We start from the raw sequence: 23287 nt of genomic DNA on the forward strand, positions 1-23287 counted from the left end.
AAATGGGGGAAACTCCTTTTATGTCACCCCCCGTGACGCCGCTTCGGCGTTTCATGTGCGGTTGTAGCTCAGTTGGTTAGAGCGCAGGTTTGTGGCACCTGAGGTCGGTGGTTCGACCCCACTCAACCGTACCATTCCCTTCTCCCGATAAGTTCAAATGCTACAAGGACTTACCGGGAGATGGGAGTATTTTCCCGTTTCACGGTTTCCGAAAATCCCCAGAAATCATCGCCGCTATTTTACCGGCACGCGCACAGCCTCTGCTGGGCTGTGAACCCCCTGCCGTTTTCAGACCCCCAAAAACCATTTGGCTAAAATCTCTTGCGCTGGTATTGTCGGCCCAACGAAACCTTATGAAAGCCAGCAGCATAGCGTCTACGCTTGTGCGCGGCGAAATGGACAAGACAGTGATCGACCCCGGAAACGGCCCAAAGCCGTCGGACCAAGGGGCGTCGGTGGCAAACAAAGGGAAAGCGAAGCGATCCCGTCGTGGCAAGAAACACAAGCGTGACGGTAAGCCCCGTGACGCCGCTGTGCTGTCGCATGATGTTGCCGCAGATGTTCCGGCCGGTTCCCCTCATGTATCGGCTCTCGAGCCGGATGCAGAACCGCGCAAGAGAAAGCGCCGCCGTCGTTCTCGCGGCAAAGGCGCTTCACAGCAGACGCCGTCTGCGCCCGGCGAGCAGGTGCAGGCCTCAACCGTACCCGATGTTACTAACCCATCCCCGGTGCCTCCAGGTGGCGGTCGCAAGTCGCGCAACCGCAAGCGGGCTCATCGCGATCCACGCGGTCGCGATCCGCAGGGCAGGCCGCTCGTCCCCTCGCACGCGCCGCGGCATGTCGGCAAGCAGAATGGCCGTGCCAATGGCGCTGCTCAGGAACCGCATCGTCAACAATCTGAAATCTCTGCCCGTCACGCCACGCGCCAGCACGATCATGGTGCGGAACCGGCGACGGATATGTATGCGGCGCTCGATCTCGGCACCAATAATTGCCGCCTGCTGATTGCGCAGCCGACACGGCCCGGTCAGTTCCGGGTCGTCGACGCCTTTTCGCGCATCGTCCGGCTGGGCGAGGGCCTGGTGTCGAGCGGTCGCCTTTCCGACGATGCGATGGACCGCGCGGTGGAGGCCCTCAAGGTTTGCTCTTCGAAACTTGCCGGTCGCCCGATCAGGCGCATGCGGCTGATCGCCACCGAAGCCTGCCGGGCCGCATCCAATGGCGAGGCGTTTCTGGAGCGGGTCACCCGCGAAACCGGGCTCAGGCTTGAAATCATCAGCCGCGAGACGGAAGCCCGCCTTGCGGTATCGGGCTGCGCCTCGCTTGTCGGGCGCGAGGCGCGTTCGGTTGTGCTGTTCGATATCGGCGGCGGATCGTCGGAAATCGCGGTTATCAAGGTCGGTGAAAACCGTTCCAACCGGCTCGCCAACCATATCACGCATTGGACATCGCTTCCGGTCGGTGTCGTCACGCTCTCTGAACGCCATGGCGGCCGCGATGTGACGCCTGATGTCTTCGCGGCCATGGTGCGGGAAGTCGAGGGGCTGCTCGATGCATTCCATTGCCCGCCTTTGGCGCCGCAATTGCATCATGAGGATTTTCATCTCATCGGGACCTCGGGTACGGTAACGACGCTTGCGGGCGTTCATCTCGATCTGCCACGATATGATCGCCGCAAGGTGGATGGCCTCTGGCTTTCCGACGCCGAGGTGACGGCCATGCAGGACAAGCTTCTGGCATGGGATTTCGCCGGCCGCGCCGCCAATGCCTGCATCGGTCCTGACAGGGCCGATCTGGTTCTGGCCGGTTGTGCGATCCTCGAGGCCATTCGCCGCCGCTGGCCGTCGCGCCGCATGCGCGTGGCCGATCGCGGTCTTCGCGAGGGCCTGCTGACGGATATGATGGCGGATGACGGCGCATGGCGGCGCAACCGCATAAGGCGCATGCAGATGGCACGGCAGGAAAGGACGGAAGGTTTGACATGAGCAAGGCGCCCACAAGCACCAATCGCACCGGCCGAAAGATCGGCCAGAAGGTCAAGAAGACCAAACTCAAGGCCTCATCGCGCCGTTGGCTTGAACGTCATATCAATGACCCCTACGTCCAGCGCGCCAAGCTTGAGGGCTATCGCGCCCGCGCCGCCTTCAAGCTTCTGGAAATCAACGACAAGCACCAGATATTGAAGGGTGCGACCCGCATCATCGACCTTGGTGCGGCACCCGGAAGCTGGTCGCAGATCGCTTCGAAGGTGACAGATTCCACCGAGGACGATATTCGCGTCGCCGCCATCGATTTCCTCGAGATCGATCCCATTCCCGGCGTCAAGATCCTGCAGCTCGACTTCCTCGATCCGACCGCACCCGAAAAGCTGATGGAGGCCGTCGGCGGCACGCCCGATCTCGTATTGTCGGATATGGCGGCGCCAACCACGGGCCACCAGAAGACCGACCACATCCGCACCATGCATCTGTGCGAAGTCGCTGCCGATTTCGCGGTTCAGGTGCTGGCGGAGGGCGGCCATTTCCTTGCCAAGACCTTCCAGGGCGGCACGGAAAAGGCATTACTCGATATGCTGAAGAAGAACTTCAAGCAGGTTTTGCACATCAAGCCTGCCTCGTCGCGCTCGGAATCGGTCGAAATGTTCCTGCTTGCCAAGCACTTCAAGGGCCGCAAAAACGAGCCGCACATCGATGCGGACGCCATTGAGGCGGCCGAGGACTGATCATTCCGCCGGTTGCGAAACCTTGCCGCGGTGGCCGGAGACGGCCGCTCCCGCCTGTGCGTCCATGCGGATGATCGGCACGATGGCGAAGAGCGAGACGAGCGCGACGATGGTGAAGGCGATGTGGAAATCGGCAAGCTGAAGATGCGTGCCGGACATCATGCTGCTGACTTCCAGAATGGAAGCGGCGAAAGCCACGCCAAGCGCCAGGCTGATCTGCTGCATCACCGAGGCCATCGAGGTCGCCTGACTTGCCTGGCTGTCTTCAATATCGGAATAGCTGAGCGCGTTCGACCCGGTGAAGAAGAATGACCGGGCAAATCCCGCCGTGACCAGGAAGATCATGATCAGCGGGTAGGGGGTCTCAGGCGTGAAAAAACTGTTGGCGAGCGTCGTGCAGGCGCCGACGATGCCGGCCCCGATCAGCGTCGATCGGAACCCCGTTGCCGCAAAGACCCGCTTGGCCATGAATTTCGTGGTGATAGCGCCAATCGCGCCCGCAAAGGTGATCATGCCGGATTGGAACGGGTTGAGCCCGAAGCCGATCTGCAGCATCAGCGGCATCAGGAAGGGAATGGCGCCCGTTGAAATGCGAAAGATCGTGCCGCCAACGGAGGCCGCCCGGAACGTCGCATTCTGGAAAATCCGAAAATCCAGAATGGGGGCGGGGTGGCGCGCGGCGTGGCGCATGTAAAGAAATCCGCAGATGAAACCGATGATCGTCGAGGCGATGCCGATGGCGGGTGGCAGAGCCGGAAGACTGACCACCGACACACCAAATACCACGCCCGAAGCGGCGATGCCTGAGAGCACGAACCCCTTGCCATCCATCGGCGGGGGATTGGTGGTTTCGATTTCCGGCAGGAAGATCGTCGACAGCCAGATGCCGATGACGCCGATGGGCACGTTGATCAGGAAAATCCAGTGCCATGAAAAATAAGTGGTGATGAAACCGCCGATCGGCGGACCGGTGAGCGGCCCGACAAGCGCCGGTATCGTCAACAGCGCCATGGCGGAGACGAGCTCGGTCCGCTTTGTTGTCCGCAGCAGAACGAGACGGCCGACGGGCGTCATCATTGCACCGCCCATGCCCTGCAGGAAGCGCGAGAGCACGAATTCGAACACCGACGACGAGACCGCGCAACAGATGGACCCGACAACGAAGACGCCGATGGCGAAACGGAAGATTTTCTTCGCGCCATATTTGTCGGCCATCCAGCCGCTGATCGGAATGAAGATCGCCAGAGACACCATATAGGCCGTCAGCGCGAGCTTGAGCGTGATCGGGCCGACATTGAGGTCGGCTGCAATCGCCGGAAGCGAGGTCGCAATGACGGTGGAGTCCATCTGCTCCATGAAGAGAGCGACTGCCAGGATGAGGGGAATGATGCGGTTCATGAGGCTGCCTGCGGCTTTCCGCTGCGACAAAGGATATCGCCGTTCCTCCTACGCCTGATAAGCGGGCTTGCCAACACGTTAATTATCAATTTCTCAAGTTCCGATCAAACCTGCGTGAGGCCGGTTTCCTTGCAACTTTCTCGCTCTATTGTCCGTTGGGCACAGTTCAGTTGGCGATCATGGCCAGTTGGCGCTATCGGGAGAAAGATGATGACCCAATCCTTGAACATGAGCAGGCGCGGCCTCATTGGTGCGGCCGGTGCAAGCGTCCTCGGCGCGCCGCTGTTGATGGCGCGCACCGCAACGGCCCAGACAAACCAGCCGCAAACCTCCATGGAGATCAAACACGCCATGCCGCCGGAAACCAATCGCTTCAAGCTCGGCAATTTCGAGGTGCTGGTGGTGAAGGATGGCGCCCGCGCCGCGCCCAATCCCGGCGAGACCTTCGGCACGGACCAGTCGGCGGAAACCGTCGGCAATCTTCTGGACGATAATTTTCTGCCGAAGGACCAATTCGTCAATTCCTTCTCGCCGGTCCTCGTCAACACCGGCACGGACCTCGTGCTGTTCGACACCGGTTTTGGCGAGGCCGGCCGCGGCGCGGGCAATGGCCGCCTGATCGAAGGCATGGCGGCTGCCGGTTACACGCCGGAGGATGTGACGGTGGTGGTGCTGACCCATATGCACGGCGACCACATCGGCGGGCTGATGGAAAAAGGCGCGCCCGCCTTTTCAAAGGCGCGTTATGTGGTCGGCCAGGCGGAATATGATTTCTGGACGGATGAGAAGCGCGTGGGCACGCCTGCCGAAGGCGGCCACAAGGGTGTCATCGCCAACGTCAAGCCGCTGGCGGAAAAGGCGACATTCATCGGCGATGGCGCTGACGTGGTCTCCGGTATCACCAGCATTGCCGCTTTCGGCCATTCGCCGGGGCACATGATCTTCCGGGTCGAATCGGAAGGCAAACAGCTGATCCTGACGGCGGATACGGCCAACCATTTTGTCCTTTCGCTGCAGAGGCCGGACTGGGAGGTGAAGTTCGACATGGACAAGGCAGCAGCGGCAGCGACCCGCAGGAAGGTCTACGATATGATCGCCACCGACCGGCTGGCCTTCCTTGGCTATCACATGCCGTTCCCTTCTGTCGGTTACGCGGAAAAGCTGGATACGGGTTATCGTTTCGTGCCGAAATCCTATCAGTTCGACATTTGATATCTGCTGCAATGCAGCAACAAAAAAAGCCCGGAAGGCAATTCCGGGTTTTTTCTATTCCCTTCCTGTCATGAACGTGTTACCAGCCCTCGCCAACTTCCAAGCAATCCTTGCAGGGCGCCGGGGTGAACTTTTCGTTCCGGAACGGCCACGCATTTTCATTATGAAGGAATTTGGTCATGGCACGCATCATTCAAACACCCACTGGTTTGGACGCTCTCACATTTGACGATGTGTTGCTGCAGCCCGGGCATTCCGAAGTCATGCCGGGACAGACGAATATCGCCACCCGCATCGCCCGTGATATCGATCTGAACCTGCCGATCCTGTCTTCGGCCATGGATACGGTCACGGAAGGCCGCCTTGCCATCGCCATGGCCCAGGCTGGCGGCATCGGCGTCATCCACCGTAACCTGACCCCCATCGAGCAGGCCGAAGAAGTCCGGCAGGTGAAGAAGTTCGAAAGCGGCATGGTCGTCAACCCGGTCACCATCGGCCCGGATGCGACGCTCGCTGAAGCACAGGCGCTGATGAAGGCGCACGGCATTTCCGGTATTCCGGTCGTGGAAAACGGCGGTTCCGGCGGTCACAAGAACGGCCGCCTCGTCGGCATTCTCACCAACCGCGACGTCCGCTTCGCCTCCGATCCGCAGCAGAAGATCTATGAACTGATGACCCGCGAAAATCTGGTCACGGTCAAGGAAAGCAGCGTCGATCAGCAGGAAGCGCGCCGCCTGCTGCACAAGCACCGCATCGAAAAGCTGCTGGTGGTGGATGGAAAGGGCAATTGCGTCGGCCTCATCACCGTCAAGGATATCGAGAAGTCGCAGCTGAACCCCAACGCCACCAAGGATGCGCAGGGCCGTCTTCGCGCCGCCGCCGCCATCAGCGTCGGTGCTGACGCCATCGAGCGCGCCGAGCGTCTCATCGATGCCGGCGTCGACCTTCTGGTCGTCGATACCGCGCACGGCCATTCGCAGCGCGTGCTGGATGCCGTCTCGCAGGTCAAGAAGATGTCGAACTCGGTTCGCATCATCGCCGGCAATGTCGCGACCGCCGACGGCACCAAGGCGCTGATCGATGCCGGCGCCGATGGCGTCAAGGTCGGTATCGGCCCCGGCTCCATCTGCACCACCCGCATTGTCGCCGGTGTCGGCGTTCCGCAGCTCGCTGCCATCATGTCGTCGGTCGAAGTCGCCAATGCGGCTGATATCCCCGTTATCGCCGATGGCGGCATCAAGTTCTCGGGCGATCTGGCCAAGGCAATCGCCGCCGGCGCTTCCGCCGTCATGATCGGCTCGCTGCTGGCGGGCACGGATGAAAGCCCGGGCGAAGTGTTCCTCTACCAGGGCCGTTCCTTCAAGGCCTATCGCGGCATGGGCTCCGTTGGCGCCATGGCGCGCGGTTCGGCAGACCGTTATTTCCAGGCGGAAGTGCGCGACACGCTGAAGCTCGTTCCGGAAGGTATCGAAGGTCAGGTTCCCTACAAGGGTCCGGTCTCCGGTGTCCTGCACCAGCTGGCAGGCGGCCTGAAGGCTGCCATGGGTTATGTCGGCGGCGGCAACATCAAGGAATTCCAGGAGCGCGCCACCTTCGTTCGCATCTCCAGCGCGGGCCTGCGCGAAAGCCACGCCCATGACGTGACGATCACCCGCGAAAGCCCGAACTACCCCGGCGCGGTTTGATCTTTCGAGGCGAATCCGTAAAAGGATACTGAGTATTTGGCGCTCCCCGATTCATGCCGGATCGGGGAGCGTTTTCATGATTGGAGGAGAAAGCATGTCACCGACGACCGCAATGTTCTGGCCGATGATCGCCCATGTCTTTCTCGTTTTCTGGCTTTATGCGCTGCTGCTTTACCGGCGTAAGAAATACACCTTTACCGATCGCGAATCGGCTATCCGTCTTCGTGACAAAGGTGAGGAAGCGCGGGAAAGCTATCTGGTGAACCGCAATATTGCCAACCAGTTCGAACTTCCGATCCTCTTTCACATCGCCTGCCTGCTGCTTTACATCACCGATGCGGACAATATCGTCACCATCGTGCTGGCCTGGCTGTTCGTCCTTTCGCGTTTTGCCCATTCCTATGTCCACGTCACCAGCAACCGCCTGCGTCACCGCGGTGCTTTGTTCGGCATCGGTTTTGCGCTTCTGGTCTGCCTCTGGGGCTGGCTCGCCATTTGGTTGGCTCTGGAGTAAAACAGCACCGTCAGGTTGCCTCATAAGTGAGACAATCGCGCGTTCAAAATAACCCGATTTGCGATAAGTCAATTCCATGAGGCCGCATCCCCGTTAATCTCTGCCTTGCCGTCGAGGATTTCAGGCGAGCAGAGATTAGGGAGTATGTCATGGCGAAAACAATGAAGGCAGCCGTCGTCCGCGCGTTTGGAAAACCGCTGACCATCGAGGAAGTGGCGATACCGGATCCCGGCCCCGGTGAAATTCTCATCAATTACAAGGCGACGGGTATTTGCCACACCGACCTGCACGCCGCAACGGGCGACTGGCCGGTAAAACCCAATCCGCCCTTCATCCCCGGCCATGAAGGCGTCGGTTATGTCGCCAAGATCGGCGCAGGCGTCACCGGCATCAAGGAAGGCGATCGCGCCGGCACACCGTGGCTCTACACCGCCTGCGGCTGCTGCATTCCGTGCCGCACGGGGTGGGAAACCCTTTGCCCGAGCCAGCAGAACTCCGGTTATTCCGTCAATGGCAGCTTTGCCGAATATGGCCTTGCCGATCCGAAATTCGTCGGCCGCCTGCCGGATAATCTCGATTTCGGCCCGGCAGCCCCGGTACTCTGCGCCGGCGTCACCGTCTATAAGGGCCTCAAGGAAACCGAGGTCAGGCCCGGTGAATGGGTGGTCATCTCAGGCATTGGCGGCCTCGGTCATATGGCCGTGCAATATGCCAAGGCCATGGGCATGCATGTCGTTGCCGCCGATATTTTCGACGACAAACTGGCGCTTGCGAAAAAGCTCGGAGCCGATGTCGTCGTCAATGGTCGCGCGCCTGACGCGGTGGAGCAGGTGCAGAAAGCGACCGGCGGGGTCCATGGCGCGCTGGTGACGGCGGTGTCGCCCAAGGCCATGGAGCAGGCTTACGGCTTCCTGCGCTCCAAGGGCACCATGGCGCTTGTCGGCCTGCCGCCGGGCTTCATCTCCATTCCGGTGTTCGACACGGTGCTGAAGCGCATCACGGTGCGCGGCTCCATTGTCGGCACGCGGCAGGATCTGGAAGAAGCGCTGACCTTCGCCGGCGAAGGCAAGGTGGCGGCCCACTTCTCCTGGGACAAGCTCGAAAACATCAACGATATCTTCCACCGCATGGAAGAGGGCAAGATCGACGGCCGTATCGTCGTGGACCTCGCCGCCTGATGTGAAAACCTGGCCGCGGCGCTCACGTAAATGTGTGGCGCCGCTTGCCCCCGCCGCGTTCCCCCCGGGGCGATCTGCGTTATCCTTCCGCATCCGCGCGTTCAAGGAGGATAGAGCGATGGACAAGCCCAAGATCACGCAGGCCATGATCGACGCTTACGATGAATATACCCATCTCAGCCTCGACCGCCGCAAATTCATGGAAAAGCTCACGGTCCTTGCCGGGTCCGGCGCGGCTGCGGCGGCCATCGCGCCGCTCCTTTCGGCCAACAGCGCCCGTGCGGCTATCGTCGCGCCTGACGATGCGGGTATCGTTGCGGAAGAGGTGACATATCCCGCCCCCGGCGGCGAGATGAAGGGTTATCTCGTTACGCCGAAATCCGTTCCCGGCCCCATCGGCTCCGTCATCGTCATCCACGAGAACCGTGGCCTGAATGACCATATCCGCGATGTGGCAAGGCGTGTGGCGCTCGCCGGTTTCAGGGCGCTTGCGATCGATTTCCTCTCTCCGCAGGGCGGTACGCCTGCCGATGAGGACAAGGCGCGGGAAATGTTCAGCGGCCTCGACATGGACGCAACGGTCGCCAATGCCGAAGCGGGCCGGGTATGGCTCGCGGCAAGGCAGGGTGCGAACGGCAAGGTCGGTGCGGTCGGTTTCTGCTGGGGCGGCGGGCTGGTCAACCGTTTCGCCACCAAATCGGCGGGCCTGAATGCCGGCGTCGCCTATTACGGCCAGCAGGCCCCGGCGGCCGATGTGCCTGCCATCAAGGCGCCGCTGCTCTTGCACTATGCGGGTCTCGACGAGCGCATCAATGCCGGCATCGATGCCTATAAGAAGGCGCTGGAAGACAACGGCAAGACCTTCGAAATCTTCGTTTATGACGGCGTCAACCACGCTTTCAACAATGATACGTCTTCGGCGCGTTACGACAAGGCGGCTGCCGATCTCGCCTGGGGCCGGACGACGGAGTTCTTCAAAAAATATCTGGCGTGATTGGGTTTTTGGGTGGGCGTCTGTTTTTGTCGCCAGTAGGGGAGGCGGAAAGGCGTAAATATTGTGAACCGAAGGTGCGTGGGGCTTACCCCCCTCTGCCCTGCCGGGCATCTCCCCCTCAAGGGGGGAGATCGATATGCGGTAAGCTCTCGCCCATCTCAACGTCAGCGAATGAAGTGGTGGTGGCGCCGCTTGCCGATCTCCCCCCTTTGAGGGGGAGATGCCCGGCAGGGCAGAGGGGGGTAAACTCCACCCACCCTCGATCCGCTGATCTAAACGCCACCAGCCCCACGCTTCAAATGCTCATCGAGTCTCGGCATGATCTCTACGAAATTGCAGGGCAAGTGGCGATAATCGAGTTGAGCCTTGAGAATCCCATCCCACGCATCCTTGCACGCACCCGGCGAGCCGGGCAGCACGAAGATGAAGGTCGCGTTCGCTACGCCACCAGTCGCCCGCGACTGGATGGTGGCGGTGCCGATCTTGTCATAGGAGATGCGGTGGAAGAGGGCGGAAAACCCGTCCATGCGCTTTTCGAACAGCGGCTCCAGCGCTTCCGGCGTCACGTCACGGCCGGTAAAACCGGTGCCGCCGGTGGTAATAACCACATCCACGCCTTCAGAGAGCGTCCAGTCGCGCACGGTGCCGGCAATCGCTGCCCGGTCATCAGGCACGATGGCGCGCGCTGCGAGCCTGTGGCCCGCTTCCTCCAGCCTTGCGACGAGCGTATCGCCGGATTTGTCATTTTCCAGCGTGCGGCTGTCCGAAACGGTCAGGACCGCGATGCCGAGGGGAATGAAGGGTCTTTCGCCTGCCATGGTCTTGTCCTCGAATTGGCCGTTCCTGAAATAAACGTCCGGTTCTCAAATGGTCCGCGTCGCCTGAAAATACCAGCCGGGATGTTTCTCCCGAAGCGATGTTTCCGCTTTTTGGGCGGCCTCGAAGGAATGAAAAATCCCGAAACAGGTCGCGCCCGAACCGGACATGCGCACAAGGCCAGCATTTTCCTGCGACAGCAGCCTGACGATTTCGCCGATTTCCGGCAGCAGCGCCTGTGCAGGCGGTTGCAGATCATTGCGGCTTTGCGCAAGAAAATCCATCCAGCCGCCTGTTTTCCGCTCCGGCAACGGCGGATTGGCCTTGTTCTGCAGTCGCCGGAAAATCTCCGGCGTCGAGACGGCCTTCAGAGGATTGGCAAGCACCAGAAAGAGTGCAGGCAGGTCCGAGATCGGCTCGATATCCTCGCCGATGCCCCGCGCGATGAGGGAACGGCTTTCAAGGCACATCGGCACATCCGCACCAAGTGTAAGCGCGAGGGAGGCGAGCCTTTGCGGATCGATGCCCGCATGCCAGTGACGCAACAGCCCCCGAAGGGTCGCGGCCGCATCCGCCGAGCCGCCGCCGATACCGGAAGCGACCGGCAGGTTCTTTTCGAGATGAATGGCGACCGGCCGGGCCGGCTGGCCTGTTGACACGAGAGCGCCGCGCAACAGGTCTCGGGCGCGGGTGACGAGATTGTCGCCACCATCGCCAGCGCGCAAAAGATCGCCGAAGGGGCCGGAGATGGAGAAACTGTCGGCATCGGCGTCGCGAATGCGAATGACGTCGCCGGCTGCCGTAAATGTCACCAGCGTTTCGAGCAGATGGTAACCATCCGCCCGCTGGCCGGTCACATGCAGCGCCAGATTGATCTTGGCCGGGGCCGCCTCGATTGTCTCGGTGGCCCCGGAAACATCATGCACGCGCATGCGGCGTCAGGATTTCTTGTCCGGAGTGGCGGCCGGTGCCGGAGCCGGAGGAGCAGGCGGGGGCGGTGCCACTTCCTTCTTAGCGGTGTTTTCGGCATCCTTTTCCAGGGGCGGCAGGCCGTTGGCGATCTTTTCGTTCACCTTGGCCTTGTCCACATCGTCGCTGTCGCCGATCAAAGCGCGGTTCCACTGATAGACCGCCTCGATCTTGCGGCCGACGCGCCAGTAGGCATCACCCAGATGGTCGTTGATCGTCGGATCGCCGGCCTTGAGTTCGATTGCCCGCTCCAGCTCGGTCACGGCCTCATCGAAAGCGCCGAGGCGATAATGCGCCCAGCCAAGCGAATCGACGATATAGCCGTCATTCGGACGGAGCTCGACGGCGCGGCTGATCATCTTCATGCCGTCGTCAAGATTGATGCCCTTGTCCACCCAGGAATAACCGAGATAGTTCAGCACCTGCGGCTGCTCGGGGTTCAATTCCAATGCCCGCTTGAAATTCGGTTCGGCCTTGTCCCATTCCTTCAGCCGCTCATAGGCGATGCCGCGCTGGAAGAACACCGACCAGTCGGACTTCTGCGGCACGGCGCCGATTACCTCGATGGCCTTGTCGTAGTTTTCGGCCATGGCGCGGTAATCCTTGGCGTCCGAAAGCACGCTGCCATAAGCGAGATAGGAACGGACGTCCTTCGGATCGGATTCAAGCAGGGACTGGAGATGCTTGCGCGCCTCGTCCACCTTGCCCGTCTGCGCAAGCGTCAGTCCGAGCTGCAGCTCGGAAATGCGATACATCGGCGAATCCTTCGGCACCTCGCGGTAGAAGGCGATGGCGCGGTCAGGCTGTTTCAGCGCTTCGGAGAGACCGCCGAGAAGGATGAGCGTATCCGGGCTCTTCGGATCGAGAGCGCGCGATGTCTGCAAATAAAGCGTGACGATTTCTTCCGCACCTTCGCGGTTCAACGCGCCGGCGATGGAGAACATGACGCTGGCAGCGCCCTCCACGGCATTGGTAATCTGCTGCTCGGGCTTGTCACCACTCTCGATAGCCTGGCGAAGCGCCTTCAGCGGCGCGTAATTCGGCGCGAAAGTATCGCCGACCGCAATCGCGTCCAGCGCCTTCTGCTTGTTGCCGGCGGAAGCTTCGAGCCGGGCAAGCGCCATCACGGCGCGCATATAGGTGTCGGAGGCGGTTGCCCCGCCTTCACGATCCGTCACCGCTTCGTTCAGGCTCTTGCGGGCAGCTTCATTGTTGCCGGAAACGAGGGCGATGGCCGCCGCATTGTATTTCTGGAAAATCGAGATCCAGCCCGGGCCCTTCATGTTGTTGACCAGCGCCAGCGCTTCCTTCGGCTTGCCGGAGCCGGCACGCGCCCATGCGGTCAAAAGCGTATTGACCATGCGGTCGAGATCGTTGGGACCCGTGTATTTCAGGATCTTCTCGGCCTTGGCGAAGTCCTTGTCCTTGATGGCGTCGAGACCGCGCACGATGGTCGTCACGCGCTCGACGGAGGTGTCATCCTTCATGGAATCGGCGATCTTGGCGCCGGCCTCGAAATTGCCGCTCAGGAGTTCGGCGATCATCAGCCGCTGGCGGATTTCCGTATTGGCCGGATCGAATTCCAGTGCCTTCTTGTAAAGCGAAATCGCGGTCGGATAGTCCTGGTCGACATCGGCATTGCGCCCGGCGAGGAAAGCGCCGGAGAAGGTGTTCACCTTGCCGGGATCGAACGTGACGGCCTTTTCTTCCGGTTTCGCCTTCGTTTCCGCAAAGCCGGGGCTGGCACCCGCGCCGATTGCGAGAGCGGCGGCAAGAGCCGCGCTGCAGAGAAGACGGAGTGCTGGTTTACGCCGCATGAGGGAACCTTTGCCTTTGTGCAGATGCACGGAAAAATCAGTTTCCATTGTTTGGTCACCATAGAATGGCTTTTTTGAAGCAACCCCGCAAGAAATTATGGCCCACGCCACAATCACGCCTTGCGGAGAAGCTGGCCCCCAGACATCAGGCGGGATGATCTTGTCCATCCGCCGTTTGCCCGGGCCTTGGGCGTCAGTTCAGACGCTCAATGCAGAAGTCGATCACTTCCAGAAGCGCATTTTTCCATGGGCTCTGCGGCAGCGGTGCCAGCGCGTCGCGGGCGATGGTGCCGTAATGCGTGGCGCGGCCGATCGTATCGCCGAGGCCATTATATTTGGTGATCAGGCCCAGCGCCTTTTCGAGGTTCTCGTCGCTGCTTTCACCCTTCTCAATGGCGTTGCGCCAGAAGGCGCGCTCATCCTGGGTGCCGCGACGATAGGACAGGATGACCGGCAGGGTGATCTTGCCCTCACGGAAATCATCACCGGTATTCTTGCCGAGATCGGCGGACTTGCCGCCGTAGTCCAGCACGTCGTCGACGAGCTGGAAGGCGAGGCCGAGATTCATGCCGTAGGATTTGAGCGCGCCGCGGGTCGCCTTGTCGGTCTTCGCAACGATCGGGCCGACTTCCGCCGCCGCCGCGAAAAGGGCGGCCGTCTTGGCGCGAATCACCTGCAGATAATCGTCTTCCGTCGTTTCCATGTTCTTGGCGACCGAAAGCTGCAGCACCTCGCCCTCGGCGATCACCGAGGCGGCAGTGGACAGCACGTCGAGAGCATCGAGCGAGCCGACATCCACCATCATGCGGAAGGCCTGGCCGAGCAGGAAGTCACCAACGAGAACGCTCGCCTGGTTGCCCCATATGGTGCGGGCGGTGGATTTGCCGCGGCGCAGATCGCTCTCATCCACCACGTCGTCATGCAGAAGCGTTGCCGTGTGCATGAATTCCACGCTGGTGGCGAGCTTGATGTGGTGGTCGCCCTCGTAACCGAACATCGAGGCCGAAGCGAGCGTCAGCATCGGACGCAGGCGCTTGCCGCCTGACGAGATGAGATGGTTGGCCACCTCAGGTATCATCTGGACATCGGAACCCGCCTTGGAAAGGATAAGCTGGTTCACCCGTTCCATGTCGGGGCGGGTCAGGTCGACAAGCGGCTTGACGGATGCGAGTTTGTTTTTGCTTTCTTCAAGCGGTATGACGACGCCCAAGGGACAGGACTCCAGTTCGAATTTGAATTCGACAATAAAAACTGACGCCTTGCGCGGCAAGGGGCGAATTGCCGCTAGCCATTCAAAAAGATGGGAATTTAAGGTCTATCCATGCGTGAACTGATCCGTACCAACGATGCCGTCCTCCTGTCCTTCGCCGAAAGCCTGATGAAGGACGCTGGTATCCATTGCCTTGTCGCCGATCAGGCGATGAGCATTCTGGAAGGTTCGCTCGGTCTTCTGCCCCGCCGGTTTCTGGTTGAAGAGGATCGTGCCGATCAGGCCCGTCGCATCCTCTTCGATGCCGGGCTGGGCGACGAGCTGCGCAACGAAGAGGCTTGAGCGGCAGTGGGCGGCGGCATTTCCGAAACGATCGACGCCTTTCACCGGGGCAAGTTTCACATCATCCAGCCCAAGGGCAGGGGCCATCGCGCCGGCATGGACGCCATGCTTCTCGCCTCGCTGGTGACGGATGAGCGCGCCTGCCGGGTCGCTGATCTCGGCGCGGGCGCGGGTGCGGCGGGCTTTGCTGTTGCCGCCCGGCTCGAAAAGGCTGAAGTGACACTCTACGAGCGCTCGCCGGAAATGGCGGAATTTGCCCGCCGCAGTCTCGCATTGCCGGAAAATGCCGTCTTCTCCGCCCGCGTCAGCTTATGTCAGGCGGATGTGACCCTGCGTGCCAAGGCGCGCGTCGAAGCCGGCTTGCCGGACGCCTATTTCCACCACGTCATCATGAACCCGCCCTATAATGATGCGGGCGATCGCCGCACGCCGGATGCGTTGAAGGCTGAAGCCCACGCCATGACGGAGGGTCTGTTCGAGGACTGGATCAGGACGGCTGGCGCGATCATGGTTCCGGGCGGGCAGCTTTCCCTGATTTCAAGGCCGCAATCGGTGGCGGACATCATTGCCGCCTGCGGTGCCCGTTTCGGCGGCATGGAGATCACCCTCATTCATCCGCGCCCGGGCGAAGATGCGGTGCGTATGCTCGTCACCGCCATCAAGGGCTCGCGGGCGAGGTTATCGTTCCGGGCGCCGCTCGTCATGCATGAGACCGGCAGCCACGCCTTCACACCCTTCGTGGATGACCTGAACAATGGCCGCGCCGCCTATCGCCGTAATGTAAAGGCAATCAGGCCGGGCCTATAAAATCGCGGTTCCGCCGGGCGTAAACCATTGCGTTTTCCCGGGCGATACATACATGCCTGACGAACAGGCAATTGCTGCGAGGATTGAGTTGTGGGTTTTCTGAAGTATCTGGTACCGAAACGCTTTCGCAAAAAAGAACTCGTCATCCCGGTGGTGCGCATGCATGGCGCCATCATGGCGGGTGGTAACCAGTTTCGCCCCGCGCTCAATCTCGCCTCCTATGCGCCGCTGCTTGAAAAAGCCTTTGCCATCAAGGACGCGCCGGCTGTTGCCATTTCGCTCAACTCTCCCGGCGGCTCGCCGGTGCAGGCGCGGATGATCTATAATCGCATCCGTCAGCTTGCCGAGGAAAAGGAAAAGAAGGTCCTGATCTTCGTGGAAGACGTGGCTGCCTCCGGCGGCTACATGATCGCGCTTGCCGGCGACGAGATCATCGCCGACCCCACCTCCATCGTCGGTTCTATCGGCGTCGTTTCGGGCGGCTTCGGTTTCCCGGAAATGCTGCGGAAGATCGGCGTGGAGCGCCGCGTTTATACGGCCGGCGAGAACAAGGCGATCCTCGATCCCTTTCAGCCGGAAAAGGAAGGCGATATCGAATATCTGAAGTCGCTCCAGGTCGAAATCCACAATGTTTTCATCGATATGGTCAAGATGCGTCGCGGCTCGAAACTGAAGGACGATGAGACGCTCTTCTCCGGCCTATTCTGGACCGGCATGCGCGGTCTCGACCTCGGCCTGATCGACGGGTTGGGCGATATGAGGGAGATTTTGCGCCGCCGCTTCGGCGAAAAGGTCAAGCTTCAGCTCGTCAGCGGCGGACGCTCGCTGTTTGGCAAAAAAGTGCCAGGCGTCAATGCGGCGCTCGACCTCAATGCCGAAAGGCTGGCCGCAGGGGCCGTCTCGGGACTTGCGGAGGTCGCCGAAGAAAAGGCATTGTGGTCGCGTTTCGGTCTATGATGTCGCAGGAATAGGGCCTTATGGCGCAGCTGATTACAATTCTTCTTCTGGTGGTGGGATCCGTCATCCTTTACCGCCGCTTTGTCCGCGATGCGGAAAAGCTTTCGGCGAAATCGAAACAGCGCGAAAAGGAACGCGAGACCGGCGCCATCGGCACGCTGATCAAGGACCCGGAAACCGGCGAATACCGCGTGAAGCGCGAGGATGAGACGTAATTTTCCTGTAACGTGGAATTTGCTATAGTCGCTTTCAAGTAAGGAGGCTGTCATGCGTGTCACGAAATGGGGCGATAGTCTTGCGGTCCGCATTCCGGCGGATGTCGCGGAAGCCTTGCATATCAAGGAGGGCGACGAGGTGGATGTTTCTGTGCCGACACAGGAACCGCCTGCTTCTATTTCACAGGAGGAGCGCGAAAAGATACTGTCGTATATTCGCGCTCAGCGTTGGCAGCTTCCACCCGGCTGGAAATTCGACCGCGAAGAGGCAAATGAGCGTTGAGCCATTTGCCCTTTCTCGATACGAATATCTTCATCTATGCCTTTCTGGATGACGAACGGTCATCCAAGGCCCAAGAGATCGTTTCTAAACCTTATGTGACGAGCGTTCAGGCATTCAATGAATTTGCGAGTGTTGTCCGGCGGAAGTGGCCTCAAAAATGGGTTGAAATCCGTAGGTCGCTGGATGGTCTCCGTCGAATGGCGGTGACAGTCGTTGAACTCGATGTGCAGTTAAATGCGAGCGCTATTGATCTTGTCGATAAATATAACTTCGCCTTCTATGACGCGTTGATGGTAGCAGCAGCCCTGGAGGCTGAAAGCAGCGTGTTCCTCTCCGAAGACATGCATGACGGTCTCACCGTCGAAGGGCGAATGAAGATCGTTAACCCGTTCACCGCCCGCCTCCACGCATAAAACCTTGACCCCCACGCCATGCCGTGGCACCAGTCCGCATCCGAAGTAAGTCAATGCTTACTTGTCCTCCTAACGCCGCGATGACTGCAATGACCGATATTCCCGACCATATGAACCCGAAGCGTTCCTTTCAGGCGCTGATCCTGACGCTGCACAATTACTGGGCCGACAAGGGCTGCGCGGTGCTGCAGCCTTACGATATGGAAGTGGGCGCGGGCACGTTTCATCCGGCGACGACGCTGCGTGCGCTTGGACCGAAGCCGTGGAAGGCCGCTTATGTGCAGCCTTCGCGCCGCCCGTCCGATGGCCGTTACGGCGAAAACCCCAACCGCCTGCAGCATTATTACCAGTATCAGGTCATCCTGAAGCCCAACCCTTCCAACCTTCAGGAACTCTATCTCGGTTCGCTGAAGGCGATCGGCCTCGATCCGCTGCTGCACGATGTGCGCTTCGTCGAAGACGATTGGGAAAGCCCGACGCTCGGCGCCTGGGGTCTCGGCTGGGAATGCTGGTGCGACGGCATGGAAGTGTCGCAGTTCACCTACTTCCAGCAGGTCTGCGGCATCGAGTGCTCGCCGGTTGCGGGTGAGCTGACCTATGGTCTGGAGCGTCTCGCCATGTATGTTCAGGGCGTCGACAATGTCTACGACCTGAACTTCAACGGCCGCGAAGGCGAAGAGAAGATTTCCTATGGCGACGTCTTCCTGCAGGCCGAGCAGGAATATTCCCGCCATAATTTCGAATTTGCCGATACGGCCATGCTGCATCGCCATTTCATCGACGCCGAAAAGGAATGCCAGGCGCTTCTCGCCGCCGGTGCGCCCGGTGATAACGACAATCAGCGCCTGCACAAATGCGTGTTCCCGGCCTATGACCAGTGCATCAAGGCCAGCCATGTCTTCAACCTTCTGGATGCGCGCGGTGTGATCTCGGTGACGGAACGCCAGAGCTACATCCTGCGCGTGCGCACGCTGGCAAAAGCCTGCGGCGAGGCCTTCCTGCTGACGGATGCGGGCGGGCTGAACTGGAACAGGGCCGCCTGATTTTCAGCGGTAAGCTCTTGTCTGAATTTTTGATAATTTGAAGGGCCGTTCTTGACGGCCTTTTATTTTGTATGGATTGGTATGCTGAATATAGCGATGGGTTTAACCGTGAATAATATTAGAAATTTCTGTTTTTTATTTGTGCTTACACTCGGATGCATTCTCGGCAATAGCGCGGCTGCGGAAACGACAGACTGGATGAGCGGCAAGGATGCCTTTGCCCGCGCCGACAAGCTGCGTTCCTTCGGAATGATCGTCACCCGCATGGATTGCAAGGATAGCGGCCAGCGAACGCTTGATGTGGGTAGCGCGCTTGTCCGCATGCACTATACGCGCAATACGCAAATGCTTGATTGGGAAATAGATGGCTGGAACCATCTGGGTGAAAACAAGAACTATTGGGCTGAACGCGGCTACAGACTTGCCTCGCATACTCTTTTCGTAAGGAAGACATCTGGCCTGAGATTATATTGCACCGTCTTTTATAAATAACGGGTGCTTGCTTCGTGCAGCGTGTCCGTTCCGGCAAAAACGGACAGAATGAGCGAAGCCCCATGACTTTGCGGTAATGAGCGGCTATCTTGCGCGCAACGAAGCTGGGAATCGCAATTCATGTTCATCACGCTGGCAATCATCGCGGCAATCGCGCTTTATGTCGTCTTCATCTATAACGGCCTCGTCAAGGCGCGGCAGATGAAGGAAGAGGCGTGGTCGGGCATCGACGTGCAGCTGAAGCGCCGCGCCGATCTCATTCCCAACCTCATCGAGACAGTGAAGGGTTACGCGGCGCATGAAAAGAGCACCTTCGAGGAGGTGATCGCCATGCGCAACCGGGCACAGGCCGTGCCGGCGGGCGATGTCGAAGGTCGCGCCCAGGCGGAAGGGCTGCTGTCGCAGGCGCTCGGTAAACTCTTCGCACTTGCTGAAGCCTATCCCGATCTCAAGGCCAATACGAACTTTCTGGAATTGCAGCGGTCGCTGGAAACCATCGAAAGCGAAATCCAGATGTCGCGCCGTTATTACAATGGCGCCGCCCGCGATCTCAACGTCAAGGTGGATAGCTTCCCCTCCAATCTGGTCGCAGGCCAGTTCGGCTTTGCCAAGGCACCCTATTTCGAGATCGAGAACCCGGCCGACCGCGCTGTGCCGACAGTGAAATTCTAAGCGCACTGTTCCGCCGGCGGCTTAAGACCTCCCGTTCAAATTCCGATAATCCGGCCCCGCGCCGCATTCTTTGACAAGACGACAATCATGATCGAACTGACCATCACCCCGCCCGACCACCCGCTTTCCGGCAAGGTCGAGCCGCCCGGCTCCAAATCCATCACCAATCGTGCGCTTTTGCTGGCTGGTCTTGCCAGGGGCAAAAGCCGCCTGACCGGCGCACTGAAAAGCGACGACACGCTTTATATGGCCGAAGCCCTGCGCGAGATGGGCGTCAAGGTCACCGAGCCTGATGCCACCACCTTTGTGGTGGAAGGCACGGGTGTACTGCAGCAGCCGGAAAAGCCGCTTTTCCTCGGCAATGCCGGCACCGCCACGCGCTTCCTCACCGCTGCTGCCGCACTTGTCGATGGCGCCGTCATCATCGATGGCGACGAGCACATGCGCAAACGCCCGATCATGCCGCTGGTGGAGGCCCTGCGCTCCCTCGGTGTCGAGGCGGAAGCGCCGACCGGCTGCCCGCCCGTCACCGTCTGCGGCAAGGGCACAGGGTTCCCGAAGGGCAGCGTCACCATCGACGCCAATCTTTCCAGCCAATATGTGTCGGCACTTCTGATGGCGGCCGCCTGCGGCGACAAGCCTGTCGATATCATCCTCAAGGGCGAGGAAATCGGCGCCAAGGGCTATATCGATCTCACCACATCGGCCATGGAAGCCTTCGGCGCCAAGGTGGAGCGGGTCAGCAACGCCATCTGGCGCGTGCATCCGACGGGTTACACGGCGACCGATTTCCACATCGAGCCGGATGCCTCCGCCGCCACCTATCTCTGGGGCGCGGAGCTTCTGACCGGCGGCGCGATCGATATCGGCACGCCGGCCGATAAATTCACCCAGCCGGATGCCAAGGCCTATGAGGTCATGGCGAAGTTTCCGCATTTGCCCGCCGAAATCGACGGTTCGCAGATGCAGGACGCCATTCCGACCATCGCGGTTCTCGCCGCCTTCAACGAGACGCCGGTGCGTTTCGTCGGCATCGCCAATCTGCGCGTCAAGGAGTGCGACCGTATCCGCGCCGTGTCGCTCGGCCTCAACGAAATCCGTAACGGTCTGGCACATGAGGAAGGCGACGACCTGATCGTGCATTCCGATCCGGCTCTTGCGGGCCAGACGGTCAAGGCCTCCATCGATACCTTTGCCGACCACCGCATCGCCATGAGCTTTGCGCTGGCGGCGCTGAAGATCGGCGGCATTGCCATCCAGAACCCTGCCTGCGTGGGCAAGACCTACCCGGCTTACTGGAAAGAGCTCGCCTCGCTCGGGGTCGAGTACACGGAAAAGGAAAGCGCTGCCGAGCCGCAGCATTAGAAGAACGATATTGGTTTTCCGTCATTCCGGCCTTGAGCCGGAATCCAGCGCGATCAAGTCCTTGATCGCGAAAGACTTTTCAAGCCGCGCAGACGCGCAGCTGCTGGATACCGGGTCATCCTCGGACTTGATCCGGGGACCGGTATGACGGAATGACCGTGCTGCGCATCATCACTTGAAACCGGAAATGCTCCATTCCCTTAAGGAGAACCGCCCGTGAAGACCATCGCCGCAAGACTTCTCGCGTTGTTCATCTTCCTGGGCGCGGCCTTCCCGGCCTTCGCGGAGGAATTCATCCGCTCCTACCATTCCGTTGTCGAGGTGGCGGCGGATGGCAAGCTGACGGTGACGGAAACCATCACCGCCCGCGCCGAAGGGCAGAACATCAAACGCGGCATCTTTCGCGATTTCCCGCTTTATGCGCTGGATGCGAATAATCGCCGCACCAAGGTGGATTTCAACGTCGTTTCGGTGGAGCGCGATGGCGCGCCGGAAAACTGGCGCACCGAGAATATCGATGGCGGCATCCGCATCTATACCGGCAGCGCCGAGCGTTTTCTGCCGACCGGCGAGCATATCTTCCAGATAACCTACACCACCGCCCGGCAGATCCGTTATTTCAGCGATTATGACGAGCTGACCTGGAACGTCACCGGCAATGGCTGGCAATTCCCCATGGGCGAGATTTCCGCCACCATCACGCTGCCGCAGGGCGTCAGGGCGACAGATACGGCCGTCTTCACCGGTCCTCTGGGTGCGAAGGGCAAGGATGCGCGCATTCTGAACGAAGGTAACGAGGTATTCTTCGCCTCCACCCGCCCCTTCACAGTGGGTGAGGGCATGACGGTCGCCGTCAAGCTCCCCAAGGGCGCGATTGCCGCACCCGACACCTCGCAGGAGGCGGGCTGGTGGCTGCGGGATAATCTCGCCATTCTGCTTTCGGGCAGCGGGCTTTTTGTCGTGCTGCTTTATTACCTGCGGGCGTGGTTCGCCGTCGGCCGCGATCCGGCGAAGGGCGTGGTCGTGCCGCGCTGGGATGCACCGGAGGGGCTTTCGCCGGCTCTGGTCAATTACGTCGATAACAGGGGCTTTTCGGGTGCCGGCTGGACAGCGCTCTCTGCCTCGGCCCTTGATCTTGCGGTGAAGGGTTATGTCGTTCTGGAGGACTTGAAGAACGCCATCGTCATTCGCCGCACGGAAAAGGCGACCGCTGCCGATCTGCCGACCGGCCAGAAGACGCTGCTGTCCTCCATCGGCGGCCCTGGCAAGACGCTGACCATCGACAAGGCCCATGGTGCGGAGGTTGAAAAGGTCGGAACACAGTTTCGCGCGGCGATAGAGAAAGAACATCGCGGCAAATATTACCGGAGTAATGCCGGTTACATCGTCTTCGGCGTCTTCCTCAGCATCGCCCTCATCGTCGCGACGTTGATCTTCGGCGATCTGGATGAAAGCGCCATTGCCGCCGTGCTGGTCTTCGGCTTTTTCGCCTTCTTTTTCAGCATCCTGTCGATCGGCATCGGCCGCCAGTTTTCGCGCGGCGCACCGCTGCGCAAGCGGATCGGCGGCATCGTCATGCTGGCCTTTGCCGGTTTCGTGGCCTTTTCCGCCATTGGCGGCATCGCCACGCAAATCCTGCTGGATGTGACGCATGACACCAAGTCGCTGGCGCTGGCCGCCATTGGCGGCATCGTGCTGACCAATGCGCTGTTCCTGTTCCTGATGGGCGCGCCGACGCCGCTCGGCCGCAAGCTGATGGATGGCATTGAAGGCCTCCGAACCTATCTGACGCTGGCGGAAAAAGACCGGATGAACATGGCTGGTGCGCCCGCCATGTCGCCGCAGCATTTCGAGACGTTGCTGCCCTATGCCGTGGCGCTCGGCGTCGAAAAACCGTGGAGCCGAACCTTCGAGGCCTGGCTCGCAACGGCTGCCGCCGGTGCCGCTGCTGCAAGTTATGCGCCCGGCTGGTATGCGGGCAGCAATTACGGAAACTTTGGCGACAGGATCGGCGGCTTTTCCACCTCCATGGCCAATACCATCGCTTCCACCATTCCCCAGCCCGTCAGCTCGTCCGGCTCCAGCTTTTCGGGCGGTGGCGGCGGCGGTTTTTCCGGCTCCGGCGGCGGGGGCGGCGGTGGTGGCGGCTGGTGATACGCGCCGGCGGTAATTTAACCGAATGC

Annotated in this window: 23 protein-coding genes and 1 tRNA gene; 19 read left to right on the plus strand and 5 right to left on the minus strand. The window is 60.4% G+C overall.

What is annotated here, in order from left to right; all coding sequences use genetic code 11:
• Positions 1 to 57 precede the first annotated feature (57 nt).
• The 3 genes from AGR13A_RS02715 (at position 58) to AGR13A_RS02725 (ending at position 2722) form a co-directional block, all read left to right on the plus strand.
• Positions 58 to 134 (plus strand) — tRNA-His (locus AGR13A_RS02715).
• A 219-nt stretch (positions 135 to 353) separates the two neighbouring features.
• On the plus strand, positions 354 to 1985 hold the full coding sequence (locus AGR13A_RS02720) for a Ppx/GppA phosphatase family protein (protein ID WP_167377382.1): 1632 nt from the start codon (positions 354 to 356) through the stop codon (positions 1983 to 1985).
• Entirely contained in the window at positions 1982 to 2722 is a 741-nt protein-coding gene (locus AGR13A_RS02725; RefSeq protein ID WP_080833522.1) for an RlmE family RNA methyltransferase, read from the plus strand. The genes AGR13A_RS02720 and AGR13A_RS02725 overlap by 4 nt, the downstream gene beginning before the upstream one ends.
• Here AGR13A_RS02725 and AGR13A_RS02730 read toward each other — a convergent pair whose 3' ends face one another.
• Complete coding sequence (locus AGR13A_RS02730; protein ID WP_080833524.1) at positions 2723 to 4120, minus strand: MDR family MFS transporter; 1398 nt, start codon at positions 4118 to 4120, stop codon at positions 2723 to 2725.
• A gap of 210 nt (positions 4121 to 4330) precedes the next feature.
• On the opposite strand from AGR13A_RS02730, the gene AGR13A_RS02735 reads away from it, so the two are divergent.
• The 5 genes from AGR13A_RS02735 to AGR13A_RS02760 all read left to right on the plus strand — a co-directional run bounded on the left by AGR13A_RS02735 (position 4331) and on the right by AGR13A_RS02760 (position 9703).
• Positions 4331 to 5332 carry an MBL fold metallo-hydrolase gene (locus AGR13A_RS02735; protein WP_167377383.1) on the plus strand — a complete coding sequence of 334 codons (1002 nt, stop codon included), beginning with the start codon at positions 4331 to 4333 and terminating at the stop codon, positions 5330 to 5332.
• Between the two features lie 179 nt (positions 5333 to 5511).
• On the plus strand, positions 5512 to 7017 hold the full coding sequence (guaB, locus tag AGR13A_RS02745; RefSeq protein WP_080833526.1) for an IMP dehydrogenase: 1506 nt from the start codon (positions 5512 to 5514) through the stop codon (positions 7015 to 7017).
• Between the two features lie 112 nt (positions 7018 to 7129).
• Entirely contained in the window at positions 7130 to 7531 is a 402-nt protein-coding gene (locus AGR13A_RS02750; RefSeq protein WP_167377513.1) for an MAPEG family protein, read from the plus strand.
• A 149-nt stretch (positions 7532 to 7680) separates the two neighbouring features.
• Positions 7681 to 8709, plus strand: a complete 1029-nt coding sequence (adhP, locus tag AGR13A_RS02755; protein WP_080833530.1) for an alcohol dehydrogenase AdhP — start codon at positions 7681 to 7683, stop codon at positions 8707 to 8709.
• A 118-nt stretch (positions 8710 to 8827) separates the two neighbouring features.
• Positions 8828 to 9703 carry a dienelactone hydrolase family protein gene (locus tag AGR13A_RS02760; RefSeq protein ID WP_080833532.1) on the plus strand — a complete coding sequence of 292 codons (876 nt, stop codon included), beginning with the start codon at positions 8828 to 8830 and terminating at the stop codon, positions 9701 to 9703.
• Positions 9704 to 9975: 272 nt separating this feature from the next.
• Here the strand turns inward: AGR13A_RS02760 and moaB are convergent, their stop codons facing one another.
• The 4 genes from moaB to AGR13A_RS02785 all read right to left on the minus strand — a co-directional run bounded on the left by moaB (position 9976) and on the right by AGR13A_RS02785 (position 14515).
• Entirely contained in the window at positions 9976 to 10521 is a 546-nt protein-coding gene (gene moaB / locus AGR13A_RS02770; RefSeq protein ID WP_080833534.1) for a molybdenum cofactor biosynthesis protein B, read from the minus strand.
• A gap of 45 nt (positions 10522 to 10566) precedes the next feature.
• Positions 10567 to 11451, minus strand: a complete 885-nt coding sequence (locus AGR13A_RS02775) for a 4-(cytidine 5'-diphospho)-2-C-methyl-D-erythritol kinase (protein WP_080833536.1) — start codon at positions 11449 to 11451, stop codon at positions 10567 to 10569.
• 6 nt (positions 11452 to 11457) lie between these two features.
• Entirely contained in the window at positions 11458 to 13305 is a 1848-nt protein-coding gene (locus AGR13A_RS02780) for a tetratricopeptide repeat protein (RefSeq protein ID WP_080836459.1), read from the minus strand.
• A gap of 193 nt (positions 13306 to 13498) precedes the next feature.
• Positions 13499 to 14515, minus strand: a complete 1017-nt coding sequence (locus AGR13A_RS02785) for a polyprenyl synthetase family protein (RefSeq protein ID WP_080836461.1) — start codon at positions 14513 to 14515, stop codon at positions 13499 to 13501.
• Between the two features lie 111 nt (positions 14516 to 14626).
• Here AGR13A_RS02785 and AGR13A_RS02790 point away from each other — a divergent pair, with 111 nt between their 5' ends.
• From AGR13A_RS02790 to AGR13A_RS02840, 11 genes are all read left to right on the plus strand, one after another.
• On the plus strand, positions 14627 to 14857 hold the full coding sequence (locus AGR13A_RS02790; RefSeq protein WP_080833538.1) for a putative signal transducing protein: 231 nt from the start codon (positions 14627 to 14629) through the stop codon (positions 14855 to 14857).
• 6 nt (positions 14858 to 14863) lie between these two features.
• Positions 14864 to 15664 (plus strand): tRNA1(Val) (adenine(37)-N6)-methyltransferase, encoded by an 801-nt coding sequence (locus tag AGR13A_RS02795; RefSeq protein ID WP_139786007.1) that lies wholly within the window; start codon positions 14864 to 14866, stop codon positions 15662 to 15664.
• Between the two features lie 90 nt (positions 15665 to 15754).
• Positions 15755 to 16621 (plus strand): S49 family peptidase, encoded by an 867-nt coding sequence (locus tag AGR13A_RS02800; RefSeq protein WP_035218803.1) that lies wholly within the window; start codon positions 15755 to 15757, stop codon positions 16619 to 16621.
• Between the two features lie 20 nt (positions 16622 to 16641).
• Positions 16642 to 16836, plus strand: coding sequence for an NfeD family protein (locus AGR13A_RS02805; protein WP_020813606.1), 195 nt, complete (start codon positions 16642 to 16644; stop codon positions 16834 to 16836).
• Positions 16837 to 16888: 52 nt separating this feature from the next.
• A complete protein-coding gene (locus AGR13A_RS02810) occupies positions 16889 to 17119 on the plus strand; it encodes an AbrB/MazE/SpoVT family DNA-binding domain-containing protein (protein ID WP_035218801.1) in 231 nt (76 codons plus the stop codon).
• Positions 17116 to 17532, plus strand: a complete 417-nt coding sequence (locus AGR13A_RS02815) for a PIN domain-containing protein (protein WP_080833540.1) — start codon at positions 17116 to 17118, stop codon at positions 17530 to 17532. The genes AGR13A_RS02810 and AGR13A_RS02815 overlap by 4 nt, the downstream gene beginning before the upstream one ends.
• Positions 17533 to 17612: 80 nt before the next feature.
• Complete coding sequence (locus AGR13A_RS02820; RefSeq protein WP_035218800.1) at positions 17613 to 18575, plus strand: glycine--tRNA ligase subunit alpha; 963 nt, start codon at positions 17613 to 17615, stop codon at positions 18573 to 18575.
• A gap of 51 nt (positions 18576 to 18626) precedes the next feature.
• Positions 18627 to 19067, plus strand: coding sequence for a hypothetical protein (locus AGR13A_RS02825; RefSeq protein WP_139786008.1), 441 nt, complete (start codon positions 18627 to 18629; stop codon positions 19065 to 19067).
• A gap of 120 nt (positions 19068 to 19187) precedes the next feature.
• Positions 19188 to 19739, plus strand: a complete 552-nt coding sequence (locus AGR13A_RS02830; protein WP_080833542.1) for a LemA family protein — start codon at positions 19188 to 19190, stop codon at positions 19737 to 19739.
• A gap of 87 nt (positions 19740 to 19826) precedes the next feature.
• Positions 19827 to 21104 carry a 3-phosphoshikimate 1-carboxyvinyltransferase gene (locus AGR13A_RS02835; RefSeq protein ID WP_080833544.1) on the plus strand — a complete coding sequence of 426 codons (1278 nt, stop codon included), beginning with the start codon at positions 19827 to 19829 and terminating at the stop codon, positions 21102 to 21104.
• A 216-nt stretch (positions 21105 to 21320) separates the two neighbouring features.
• The gene (locus tag AGR13A_RS02840; protein ID WP_080833545.1) at positions 21321 to 23258 is read left to right on the plus strand and encodes a DUF2207 domain-containing protein; all 1938 of its coding nucleotides are present in this window, start codon (positions 21321 to 21323) and stop codon (positions 23256 to 23258) included.
• Positions 23259 to 23287 lie beyond the last annotated feature (29 nt).

It is taken from the genome of Agrobacterium genomosp. 13 str. CFBP 6927 (assembly GCA_900012615.1).
GTDB lineage: Bacteria > Pseudomonadota > Alphaproteobacteria > Rhizobiales > Rhizobiaceae > Agrobacterium.

Coding starts and splice junctions, on each gene's coding strand:
- AGR13A_RS02720 (WP_167377382.1), top strand. CDS start 354: ATGAAAGCCAGCAGCATAGCGTCTACGCTTGTGCGCGGCGAAATGGAC.
- AGR13A_RS02725 (WP_080833522.1), top strand. CDS start 1,982: ATGAGCAAGGCGCCCACAAGCACCAATCGCACCGGCCGAAAGATCGGC.
- AGR13A_RS02730 (WP_080833524.1), bottom strand. CDS start 4,120: ATGAACCGCATCATTCCCCTCATCCTGGCAGTCGCTCTCTTCATGGAG.
- AGR13A_RS02735 (WP_167377383.1), top strand. CDS start 4,331: ATGACCCAATCCTTGAACATGAGCAGGCGCGGCCTCATTGGTGCGGCC.
- guaB (WP_080833526.1), top strand. CDS start 5,512: ATGGCACGCATCATTCAAACACCCACTGGTTTGGACGCTCTCACATTT.
- AGR13A_RS02750 (WP_167377513.1), top strand. CDS start 7,130: ATGTTCTGGCCGATGATCGCCCATGTCTTTCTCGTTTTCTGGCTTTAT.
- adhP (WP_080833530.1), top strand. CDS start 7,681: ATGGCGAAAACAATGAAGGCAGCCGTCGTCCGCGCGTTTGGAAAACCG.
- AGR13A_RS02760 (WP_080833532.1), top strand. CDS start 8,828: ATGGACAAGCCCAAGATCACGCAGGCCATGATCGACGCTTACGATGAA.
- moaB (WP_080833534.1), bottom strand. CDS start 10,521: ATGGCAGGCGAAAGACCCTTCATTCCCCTCGGCATCGCGGTCCTGACC.
- AGR13A_RS02775 (WP_080833536.1), bottom strand. CDS start 11,451: ATGCGCGTGCATGATGTTTCCGGGGCCACCGAGACAATCGAGGCGGCC.
- AGR13A_RS02780 (WP_080836459.1), bottom strand. CDS start 13,305: ATGCGGCGTAAACCAGCACTCCGTCTTCTCTGCAGCGCGGCTCTTGCC.
- AGR13A_RS02790 (WP_080833538.1), top strand. CDS start 14,627: ATGCGTGAACTGATCCGTACCAACGATGCCGTCCTCCTGTCCTTCGCC.
- AGR13A_RS02805 (WP_020813606.1), top strand. CDS start 16,642: ATGGCGCAGCTGATTACAATTCTTCTTCTGGTGGTGGGATCCGTCATC.
- AGR13A_RS02810 (WP_035218801.1), top strand. CDS start 16,889: ATGCGTGTCACGAAATGGGGCGATAGTCTTGCGGTCCGCATTCCGGCG.
- AGR13A_RS02820 (WP_035218800.1), top strand. CDS start 17,613: ATGACTGCAATGACCGATATTCCCGACCATATGAACCCGAAGCGTTCC.
- AGR13A_RS02830 (WP_080833542.1), top strand. CDS start 19,188: ATGTTCATCACGCTGGCAATCATCGCGGCAATCGCGCTTTATGTCGTC.
- AGR13A_RS02835 (WP_080833544.1), top strand. CDS start 19,827: ATGATCGAACTGACCATCACCCCGCCCGACCACCCGCTTTCCGGCAAG.